9 protein-coding genes are annotated in these 10,260 nt (G+C 37.3%); 2 read left to right on the forward strand and 7 right to left on the reverse strand.

All coding sequences use genetic code 11. The annotated features are described in order from the left end of the window. Positions 1-40: 40 nt before the first annotated feature. Positions 41-3,583: a coiled-coil domain-containing protein gene (locus tag ACCQ42_RS09090; protein ID WP_410035970.1), complete on the reverse strand. Its 3,543-nt coding sequence runs from the start codon at positions 3,581-3,583 to the stop codon at positions 41-43. 240 nt (positions 3,584-3,823) lie between these two features. On the opposite strand from ACCQ42_RS09090, the gene ACCQ42_RS09095 reads away from it, so the two are divergent. Together ACCQ42_RS09095 and ACCQ42_RS09100 are read left to right on the forward strand one after the other, a co-directional pair. Next, positions 3,824-4,978 carry an iron-containing alcohol dehydrogenase gene (locus ACCQ42_RS09095; protein ID WP_410035971.1) on the forward strand — a complete coding sequence of 385 codons (1,155 nt, stop codon included), beginning with the start codon at positions 3,824-3,826 and terminating at the stop codon, positions 4,976-4,978. A gap of 89 nt (positions 4,979-5,067) precedes the next feature. Then, complete coding sequence (locus tag ACCQ42_RS09100; RefSeq protein ID WP_410035972.1) at positions 5,068-5,217, forward strand: hypothetical protein; 150 nt, start codon at positions 5,068-5,070, stop codon at positions 5,215-5,217. A gap of 121 nt (positions 5,218-5,338) precedes the next feature. On the opposite strand, the gene ACCQ42_RS09105 is transcribed toward ACCQ42_RS09100, so the two are convergent. The 6 genes from ACCQ42_RS09105 to ACCQ42_RS09130 form a co-directional block, all read right to left on the reverse strand. Next, on the reverse strand, positions 5,339-5,437 hold the full coding sequence (locus ACCQ42_RS09105) for a hypothetical protein (RefSeq protein WP_410035978.1): 99 nt from the start codon (positions 5,435-5,437) through the stop codon (positions 5,339-5,341). A 128-nt stretch (positions 5,438-5,565) separates the two neighbouring features. Then, positions 5,566-6,369, reverse strand: a complete 804-nt coding sequence (locus tag ACCQ42_RS09110; protein WP_410035973.1) for an alpha/beta hydrolase — start codon at positions 6,367-6,369, stop codon at positions 5,566-5,568. A gap of 56 nt (positions 6,370-6,425) precedes the next feature. After that, the gene (locus ACCQ42_RS09115; protein ID WP_410035974.1) at positions 6,426-6,665 is read right to left on the reverse strand and encodes a type 1 periplasmic-binding domain-containing protein; all 240 of its coding nucleotides are present in this window, start codon (positions 6,663-6,665) and stop codon (positions 6,426-6,428) included. 28 nt (positions 6,666-6,693) lie between these two features. Further along, the gene (locus ACCQ42_RS09120; protein WP_410035975.1) at positions 6,694-6,864 is read right to left on the reverse strand and encodes a hypothetical protein; all 171 of its coding nucleotides are present in this window, start codon (positions 6,862-6,864) and stop codon (positions 6,694-6,696) included. A gap of 438 nt (positions 6,865-7,302) precedes the next feature. Then, positions 7,303-8,040, reverse strand: a complete 738-nt coding sequence (locus tag ACCQ42_RS09125) for an esterase family protein (RefSeq protein WP_410035976.1) — start codon at positions 8,038-8,040, stop codon at positions 7,303-7,305. Further along, complete coding sequence (locus tag ACCQ42_RS09130) at positions 8,040-9,212, reverse strand: ATP-grasp domain-containing protein (protein ID WP_410035977.1); 1,173 nt, start codon at positions 9,210-9,212, stop codon at positions 8,040-8,042. Before ACCQ42_RS09130 ends, ACCQ42_RS09125 begins: the two co-directional genes overlap by 1 nt. Between the last annotated feature and the right edge of the window lie 1,048 nt (positions 9,213-10,260).

Below are 10,260 nucleotides of genomic sequence, written 5' to 3' on the forward strand. Positions count from 1 at the left end.
ACATAAAAAATCAACCCCCTGAGGAGTTGATTTTTAAGCTTTAATATTCTTTTTTCTTCTTGCTTGCCTTTAGGCCTGCCATAGAAGCTGCTGCTAGGATTGCATAGATTGATAGGCCTGGTACACCTGTTTTTGGTGCTGATGATGGGTTATTTTTAGCTTTTCTTCCAGCTACTACATCACCCATAGCTACTCCACCTTTTGCCTTTTCATCCTTCTTGGCTTCTTTTTCTGCTTGCTCTTTATCTTTGCTAGCTTCTTTGTCAGCTTCTTTTTCTTTTGCTTGATCTTTTTTAGATTCTTCAGCCTTGTTTTCTTTGTTTTCTTTGTTTTCTTTGTTTTCCTTCTTGTCTTCCTTCTCAACTGTAGCTGCATAAGAGTTAGAAGAGAAGAAATACCATGGATAGGTCATTCTTTCTTGGGCTAGGAAAGATTCGTAGAGAGCCTTGGCCTCTAGATAAGCCTTATAAGCTAAGTCATAGGCTTCTTTGGCCTTATTGTAATCAGATTTTATAGGCTCAAGTTTATCACTCGCTTCTTTTAGCTTCTCCTTTAGACCTGGCATCTTTTCTTCTAGAGCCTTATACTGACCTAAGAGTGATGCAAACTGAGCATTGCCTATTAGGCTATCAAGATTATTTGCATCTAGCTTGGCTGTTTCTTTGTTAGCAGCTTCTGCCTTAGCTAATTTTTCCTTAAGAGCGTCTAATTCTTTATTTAGTTTTTCCTTAGCTTCTTGAGCTTGCTTTAAGTCTTCTTGAGAATTTGCTAGGTTTTCTTTAGCTTGGTCAAGGGCTTTAAGGGCTGCCACATAGGCCTTATTTTTATCTGTCAAGGCATCAAGGGCTTTTTGGGCTTCATCCTTTGCCTTTTGACTTGCTGCAAGCTTATCCTTGCTTGCCTTAAGGTTTTCTTCTGTGCTTGCTAGGATATTATTCTTTGCATCAAGTTCTGCTTTAGCATCTTCGATTTGCTTATTCAAATCATCTAGTTTTGCCTTATCATTTTCGCTTTGGTTAGTTTTAGCTGCTAAGTCATTTTTCTTTTGGCCTAGACTTTGGTTAAGGTCAGATAGGGTAGCTTTTTGCTTGTTAAATTCAGCTAGGGCTTTATCTTTAGCTGCTTGCTTCTTATCTAAATCTGCCTTAGCTTCATCTAGGTCTTTATTTGCAGCAGCTAGCTTTGTTTTTATTTCTGCTATATCTTTGTTTAATGCTTCAATTTGTTTGGCATTTGTATCATTTTTAATTAAATCAGCAATTTTCTTATTGGTTTTATCTAAGGATGATTTTTTCGAATTTAAGGTATCGATTAAAGTTAAATTTGCCTCGTCTAAATCCAGAATTTGTTTTTTATTAGCTTCTTGGGTTGCCTTATCTTTATTTATAGATTCATTTCTAGTATTGATGGCATTATTTAGCTTTGTTATAGACTCATCAAGCTTAGCTATTTCAGCTTCTTTATCGTTCACCTTCTCCTTGATATCTGCTAGTTGAGTTCTAAGGGCTGCAAGTTTTTCCTTATCATCCTTGCTTATAGATTTATTACCTTCCATGACATCTTTTAGGTCTTGGTAGTAGTCTAAAAATCTTCTTTTGTATTCTTCTACTGAGTATAGACCCTTATTCCTAACAGTAGGATTTAGAACAACCGATTTAACAAATCCATGTTTGCCTGGTCTTACTGCATAACCGACTGACTGAGAATCTCTAGAACTTCCGCCCTCTTTCCACATCAAGTCATCTACTAGATTTGTATAGTGGCCTACTGCTGTCGACCCAAATTCTGTTTCGATATCATTTTCATTTTCTTTTATAAACGCATCCATTTCTTTTCTTGATTTAAGCTTCTCATTATTTCTTAAATGATCAAATAGCTTCTTTTCTTCATCCCACCAGCCTTCTAGGGAAGATTCAAAAAATTTTGATGGGGTATCAAGTCCTTCTTCTGGATGCCAAGACAAGTTTTCATAAGGAGGATTATAAACTGTTGCATGGACTCTCTGATAAGCCGAGAAATTTGCATTTGCTTGGGCTACTGCCATATCAAAGTCGCTAATCTTAAGGATGCTTAACTTTCTACCATCAATTCCTCCATCTTTTTGCCTTTTAGCATTTATTACCCCTATGGCATCTATGGACTTTTTCATATTTTCTAACTGTCTAGAATCATCTGGAGTCATGTTCTTATTTTTTTCTAAATATTCCTTACCGTTTTTTGCTACTCCACCAAAATAATTTTCTTCTGGTAGTTTACTAAATACATTGGCTGCATCAGTTGAGCCCATTTCTTCAAAAAATCCTACAGAACCCTTGTTCCACTGAGCTTTAGCTGCTGCCTTTTCCTCTTCACTTGGTGCTTTTTTAGCATCTGCTTCCGCTTTATCAAGGGCTTTTTGTGCATTTGCTTGGTCTTCTTTTAATTTTACAAGTTCATCTTGGGCTGCATTTTTCTCTTCTTCTAATTTTGATTTTGCTTGCTCATCAGTCTTGTTTGCTTCTTCGTTATTTTTGATTTTTTCTTCAAGGGCCTTGCTTTTTTCTCTTAAGGCTTTTGCAGCATCAGTATTAGCTTGTATTTTTTTATTTGCGTCTTCTATCTCTTTTTCAAGTTTATCTTTTTCAGCTTGGGCTTCTTTTAGCTCCTTATTATTAGCTTCACTTTCTTCTATGATAGCATTTAGGTTTTCATTTAATTCTGCAAGCTTATTTTCTAGTGCTTCTTTGGCCTCTTTCTTTTCCTTGAAGGTCTTTTCTGAAGCTTCTAGGTCATTTTCCTTATTTGTTAAATCTTTAGAAAGACTATCTAGGTCGATTGCCTTTATCTTTTCTTCGGTTTCTGCTATTTCCTTTTTTAAATTTTCTATATTGGCTAAGTTTTCTCGATTGGCTTTATTTAAATCATTATAAGACTTTTCTACTTGATTTTTCTTTGCTTGAGCTTTTTGGACTTCTTCCTTATCTTTTCCAAGCTTTTCTTCTATCTCTTGTGTAGCTTTCTTATCTTCCTCTAATTCAGCCTTGGCTGCATCTAGTTTTTTTGTGGCTTCTGTAATTTGATTTCCTAGTTCGGGATTGGCTTTGTTTAGATCATCGACCTTTTTTTCTGCATCTTTTAGAGCGGCTGTATTTTCTTCTACATCAGATTTGGCCTTATTTTCTTTTTCTTCTTCTATCTTGGTTTCGGCTTGGTTTTTAGAGATTTCTTCCTTTGCCTTATCGACCTGGTCTTGTTTATTAGCTTTCTCTTCCTCTACCTTATCTTCAATTTGTTTTTGTGTATCTTCTATCTCTTTTTGATTATCATCTACAGCCTTTTGGGCTTGGTCTAGTTCTGATTTGGCCTTGTCATATGGCCCTTTCTTTTCGTTTAGATTTTTCTCTTCCTTGGCAAGGTCTGCTTCTTTGGCATCTAAATTTGCTTTTGCTTTTTCTTTAGTATCAATTACTTCTTCTTTGGTCTTTTCGTTTGCTTGCTTATCTACAGCTTGATTGCTTTCTTCTGCATAGGCTGTATTTGGTAGTATTGCACCAATTGAAAGGGCCATTAATAAAACAATATTTTTAAAATTTTTATTCTTCATAATGTGCGCAGGCATCCTCCTTGTCTGTTTTATATTATTATATCATATATTTCTTTATTTTTAAGCATTTTATCTATATTGTCTATCTTTTTAATATAATGAAATAAAATAATTTATTTTTAACGATATTTTTATTTTCTTGAAATATATTTATGGCTATTGCTTATAAATAAACCTTGGAGTATAATGTTTGCAGATAGTTAGTTATTTAATTAACAAAATATAGAATCGGAGGAATTTATGACTTATACAACTTTTTCAGTACCTAACACTATTGTACATGGAGAAAACGCTCTTACATATCTTGCTAGTCTAAAGGGAAAGAAGGCTTGCCTTGTTACTGGCGGCTCTTCTATGAAGAGATTTGGATTCTTAGACGAGGCCAAAGAACAGCTTGAAAAGGCTGGTATGGAAGTTTTAATCATCGATGGTGTTGAACCAGATCCATCTGTTAAGACTTGTCTAGCTGGTGGGGCTAAGATGGCTGAATTTGAACCTGAGTGGATTATTGCTATCGGCGGCGGTTCTGCTATGGATGCTGCTAAGGCTATGTGGGTTTTCTATGAATATCCAGATTGGGATTTCGAAAGACTTGCTGCTTTTGATAACCCACCACTTAAGAACAAGGCTAAGATGATTTGTATACCTTCCACATCTGGTACAGCTAGTGAAATTACAGCATTCTCTGTTATCACTGATACAGAAAAGGAAATCAAATACCCACTTGTTCACCCAGATTTCGTACCAGAAGTTGCCCTTCTTGATATGAGAATCCCTGCCACCATGCCTCCTAAGATTACAGCAGCTACAGGTATGGATGTTATGACCCATGCTGTTGAGGCTTTTGTTTCTACAGCAGCTGATGACTTTACAGATCCTTATGCTATTAGAGCTATAGAGCTTGTCTTTGGATATCTAAAGAGAGCCTATGACAATGGAGATGACATGGAAGCTCGTGAAAAAATGCACATCGCTTCTTGTATAGCAGGTATGGCCTTTACCAATGCTTCACTTGGTATAGTTCACTCTATGGCCCACAAAATCGGCGGCATCTTCCACCTAACCCACGGCGAAGCCAATGCTATTATGCTTCCTTACATCATCGATTACAATAGAAAATCAACAGATAAATATGATAAAATCGAAAAAATCCTTGGAGTTGATGATATAGCTGAAGAAATTAGAAAGTTAAATGCAGCTGTTGGTATAAGTGCTAATATTAAAGATGGTAAGAACACTGTTATTCCAGAAGATAAATTCGAAGAAGTTTTAGATACAATGAGCGAAAATGCCTTCAAGGATGCTTGTACACTTACAAACCCAAGACAAACAAGCCCAGAAGACATCAAAAAAATCTACCACGCCGCTTATTACGGAGAAAAGGTAGACTTCTAATAAGATACAAGTGGCTGTTGGAAAAGTCCTAATATAGAAAAAAGACGAGGAAACTAAAGATCCTCGTCTTTTTCTGATACAATGTATTTATGAAAAAAAATAGTAATACATCATCATTAACTAATCCTACACTGGTTGGCGATACAATTGAATTAAAATTAAATTTTAACACAGACGTATACATCCAATATGATATAAAACTAAGGCTTGTAAGAAATATAATTGAAAGGAACGGATAGATAAAACTATAGCTTCAATTCCTCCATTAAATATCGCCTTTAAATCTATACCAGATCCTATGGCGAAGCCTAATCCTCTTTATGGTAGACTGGCTAGCTACAACAGCTAGGGTTATGTAAATTAAACATTAAGGCCTTCCTTGCTTGTCATCGCCGCCGTCATCGGCCCAAGCTTAAGGAGACTTGGGGCAAGGGTATTTAATATAGAAGCCAAAATCATAGGCACAACTATGGTTGTTGCCGGCACTTTTTGTAAGTATAATTTTCAATCTTATCCCCCCCTAAAAGCAAATCAAAAAAACGCCAAGGAATTCCCCCCTAGCGTTTTTGTTGTTAAAGCTTCCTTGCTTATATTCTATTATTTATCCAGCTAATTATATCGCCAATTACTTCGTCTTTGGCATATTCATTCATGATTTCATGGCAAAGACCCTTATAGATTTTAATTTGGCAGTCTTTAGATGAATTGTTTTCAAAAAAGTCAAAAGAATCTTTAAAGTTAACTAGGGCATCGTCCCTGCCGTGGAGGATTAAAACTGGGTAAGAAAAGTCTTTTTCATTTTCCTTAAACCAAGCTATTCCGTCTTTTACTGCATATAAAAGACCCAGTTGGTATTTTTTAAGGTTTAATGGGTCAGCAACATAGGCTTCTACAACTTTTTTTACAGAGCAAACCCCGTCGCCAAGCTCGTTTGGAAGTTCTGTGTGTGGGTCAAGGCCAGGACCTACCATTTCAGTCATCTTATTATTATCATGAGTAAGACCTCCAGAAGTAATGACTCCAGCAAGGTTCTTATCTTTATACTTAGCCCCGTATAGGCTTACGGCAAAACCACCCATAGAATGGCCTAACAAAAATACTGGCTTATCAGGATTTTCTTCTATGGCCCTATCTACCACAACATTTACATCTTCTAACATATCATTGTAGTCTTTGTAAAAGCCTCTCTCGCCTTCAGATTGGCCGTGGCCCCTGTGGTCAAACCTATAGGTCGAAAAAACTGCATTGTGAAATTTCTCAGCCACATAATCGTACCTACCAGAATGTTCTGCCAGACCATGGACAATAACAACTGCAGCCTTGGCATTTTTTGCTTCTTCCTTGTTGTAAAATAAAGCTGTGCCATCAAAAGATTCAATAAAATTTGTCATGATCATTCCTCCAATTTTTTCTATATAGAATATTTGCTTTCCTAAACAAAAGCTTCTTATAAATTAATACCCATAAAAGCGATTTCCTTTTCAATTAATTTTGCTTCTAAAACAATATATGTTTCTGCCTTTTCATCATTTAAAATCTTTAGAAGCTTATCTATAGCAAAATCAACATGGTCTGAAATCCTCTGGACGATTGATGCAATAGCTTGGTTGATGTATTCAGTAGCATGGATCTTGTCAAAACCTATAATGCCATGGTCTTCAGGTATTTTTATTCCTTCATTTGCCATAAGTTTAAGGCATTTACAGCAAGCCTAGCTAACTCAAATTGGATTGAGTCAAATTCTGGTTTTTTCTTAGAAAATCAATTAATTTCAAGAGGTCTCCCTCTGGGTCTTTTACTTTAAATTCAACAAAATTCGCTTCATCATAATACTTATAAAGAGCCTCGACAAAACCTGATTTTTTGGCAATATAGGACCTAGACATATAAGCAGTATCCAAAGGACACATAGAGGGGTTTCTTGTAAGAATTATCCTTAAAAAGCTTGACAGTATGATCTATAGCCTCAATTTCATCTATATAGACGTTTACAATTTTCTTGTCAGTTGTTTTAACATCCTTTTAGGATAAGAAAAAGGGGCTGTTGCAGAATGAATAAATCGTCCCCAATTCATTAGAGGAACCTTGTGAAAAGTCTCACACGCCGACGGGCTAATTGCCTCCATGAGCCGGCAGGCAAACCGAAGCCGACGGTCGGCCCAAAAATTTTCTAAGAGAGTTTCAAGGAGCCGACGGGCTTTTCTCGCTTCGCTCGAGTGCTCCGCACGGGTCCTCCATGAGCCGGACAGGCTATCTTCTAATAATGGGACGATAGTTATTCATAGTTTTGCAACAGCCCCTTAATTCTTTGTTATTTATAATATTTAGCCAAATAAATGTCCCAAGAAGTATGGCAATTGATTGCGCCAAGATGGCCAATCGTGAGGAACATCATAGCCCCACTCATCAAACCAGGCAGGGATTTGCTTAGCTTCAAAGGCTTGCTTTAAGGTATAGAATGATGGGAGGCCATCATCTTCCCAAGCTCCGTGGCCTGTGCAAACAATAATATCTCCAGCCCTGTACTTATCCAAAAACCAAGGGTCGTTTTGATTCCATAAATAATCTGCCGGACTATTTTCATAAACTACCATATCTGACCCATAGTCGCCCCCAAAATATCTTGCATCATAAACTCCCGATAGGGCAAGAGTCTTACAAAAAACATCTGGATGTCTGAGGTAGAAATTGACAGCGTGAAAGGCCCCCATCGAGCAACCTGTAGTCATCATTGGGTCAAACCAAACGGTCTTATGCTTTATAAAGGGAATTGCCTCTTCAATTATATATTTATCATACTGGTTATGGGCAAGGGCCCTATCGTGCATAGACTTATTAGCTAGCCAAGATTCTCCATCAATAGAAGATAGGGTAAAAAATTGAACCCTACCTGCTTCTATAAAGTCTTTGGCAGCATCAATCATGCCAAAGTCGGCAAATTCGTTGTGACTTCCCCCAGATGATGGGAAAACTAGGACAGGCATTCCCGAATAGCCATACCTATTCATATACATTTCCCTGCCCAAAATTCCAGAATAATGGCTTAAAAATTCAACGTGCATTAGTCCTCCTTGTGCTTGTGGACAAAATCAATGATTTGGTCAATCTCATTTACATCATCAGTCGTGATTATATATTTAAAATCACCCTGGATTGAAGCAAAGGCCTTTTCAGCGCGACTTGCTTCCTTGACCCTATCGCCAAATTTTGCCCTGATATCATCTTCATAATGGCAATAATTATAAATATCTCTTTGGCTAAGACCAAGGGCATTGTGAGGAGCCTTAGCAATTTTAGGAATCTTCTCACCCTCAACCATTCTGGCATAGATATCATAAAGATCAATTGCAAAGGCGTGATTATAGACATCTATAGCATAGCCACCTGTAACCCTATTATTGTATTCTATAGCTATATAAGACCCATCAGCCCTTTTGAAAAACTCAATATGGAAAAATCTCCCCTTCATGCCAAATGCCTTGACAGCAGCCCTGCCATATTCGACGATTTTTGGATCGAGGTCACTTTTTACAATAAAGGCCAGGTCAAGCTGGTCACGGACTAGTTCTAGAGTAGGAATGGTGTGGTAGAGGCCAGTTTCAAAGATAATATTCCCATCCAAGTCGACAATCCCATCATAGGTGCAAAGAAGACCATCTTCGACATAAGGCTCTATGAAATATTCTATAGACCTATCCCACTTGGCTAAAAAATCATTAGCATCGGCCTCATTTTCAATCTTAAAAGTCCCACCAGCCCCAACACCATTATCAGGCTTAGCCACAAAAGGATAGGAAATTTCTTCAACAACTTTTTTAAAATCAGCATCATTTTTAATCACATAACCATCAAGGACAGGAACACCAGCCTCCTTGAAATACTTTTTCATTCTAGACTTATACTTAAATTTAAGAAGGTCATCTGGCCTAAGGCCTGGTATATTAAATTGTTCACGAAGCTTAGCATCAAGCATCAACCAATATTCATTGTGGCTTTCAAGCCCACCAATAGGCCCATGCTTATAAAACAAAAAGGCCACAGCCCTCTTAACTTCATCAAGATTTTCTAGAGAATCAACCCTAAAATATTCTCCAAGAGAGCCCTTAAGCTCATCAGATAAGTTCTCATAAGGCTCATCTCCTATACCCAAAACATTGACTCCATTAGCCCTTAGGCGGTGGGAGAAATTTTGAAAATTTGGTGGAAAATGAGGAGAGATTATTATAAAATTCATTTTTCTTATTATTCCTTTCTATGTTTATCCAAGATAAATTATCTTTAGGGGGCTTCCCCCTTAAGGACCCCCTAGTTGGGGTTTTTTTGTCCAAGATAATAGTATTATATGCTTTTTTTATTGGGATTTTTACATTATAATGAATTATTTTTATTTAGTATTTTTCTTCGTAATGTCATCTCATAATAAATTATTGTCATCAAGCTGATGACTTCGCCAAAGGGGAGGCCCAAGGACCCTTTCGCATGGGTCCTCATCGGACGGAAACCCGTTTGCTACGCAAACTCCTCCGTGCTACCGCACTATGTTTCCGGCATAAACGCCCCAAATCAAGGGGCGTTTATGTCCCCCTTAAACCCCTCCCCGTTACACCCCGCAAGCGACTCCTTAGCGGAGGGCAAAATATGTAGATTTTTTTCAAAAATCTTCTTTAGTATAGCAGTTTGCTTCGTATGTAGGTGGCCTTGTTCTTACTGATTTAAAATCAAAAATCCCCTAAAAATCACAATCTAGTCCAAATAGGAATTTTATAGTTACTTGTCATCTTAGTAGTTACAATATTTTTATTTAAGTATGGTTGTCAGTGTGATTTTCTTAACGGTGACTTTTTATTTTAAATCTCCCCATAGATTAGTATTTTAGACCCTATTATCGCAATGTTTGCCAAAGGCAAACGAGCCTTAGCCCTACTTTGACGTCGATATTCTCTCAGAATACAGAATAATTCTCCCATGGTCGTGAGATTTTGTAAATGGAGATGCCGTTAAGAAAATCTCCTGACGCACGAGTACAAATTATAATTCTGTAACTACTGAGATGTAGAGTATATACAAAACATAAATTTGGACTAGATTGAGATTTTTAGGCATCGGAATGTCAAAATCAGTAGGAATAAAGATGGCTAGTACAAAGAGTTTTGCCTACTTATAGAGGATTGCCGTTAGGCAATCTTCACTGTTCGCACTCCGCCTAAGGAGCAGAGGGGGTGAGGGAAAAGGGGGTTTAAGGGGGAAAGCTGGAGGGGTGTAGGACTCCCCAAAAGTTGTAG

Origin of the sequence: Anaerococcus kampingae (genome assembly GCF_046365475.1) — a bacterium.
Lineage (GTDB): Bacteria > Bacillota > Clostridia > Tissierellales > Peptoniphilaceae > Anaerococcus > Anaerococcus kampingae.

Coding starts and splice junctions, on each gene's coding strand:
- ACCQ42_RS09090 (WP_410035970.1), bottom strand. CDS start 3,583: ATGAAGAATAAAAATTTTAAAAATATTGTTTTATTAATGGCCCTTTCA.
- ACCQ42_RS09095 (WP_410035971.1), top strand. CDS start 3,824: ATGACTTATACAACTTTTTCAGTACCTAACACTATTGTACATGGAGAA.
- ACCQ42_RS09100 (WP_410035972.1), top strand. CDS start 5,068: ATGAAAAAAAATAGTAATACATCATCATTAACTAATCCTACACTGGTT.
- ACCQ42_RS09105 (WP_410035978.1), bottom strand. CDS start 5,437: ATGATTTTGGCTTCTATATTAAATACCCTTGCCCCAAGTCTCCTTAAG.
- ACCQ42_RS09110 (WP_410035973.1), bottom strand. CDS start 6,369: ATGACAAATTTTATTGAATCTTTTGATGGCACAGCTTTATTTTACAAC.
- ACCQ42_RS09115 (WP_410035974.1), bottom strand. CDS start 6,665: ATGGCAAATGAAGGAATAAAAATACCTGAAGACCATGGCATTATAGGT.
- ACCQ42_RS09120 (WP_410035975.1), bottom strand. CDS start 6,864: ATGTCTAGGTCCTATATTGCCAAAAAATCAGGTTTTGTCGAGGCTCTT.
- ACCQ42_RS09125 (WP_410035976.1), bottom strand. CDS start 8,040: ATGCACGTTGAATTTTTAAGCCATTATTCTGGAATTTTGGGCAGGGAA.
- ACCQ42_RS09130 (WP_410035977.1), bottom strand. CDS start 9,212: ATGAATTTTATAATAATCTCTCCTCATTTTCCACCAAATTTTCAAAAT.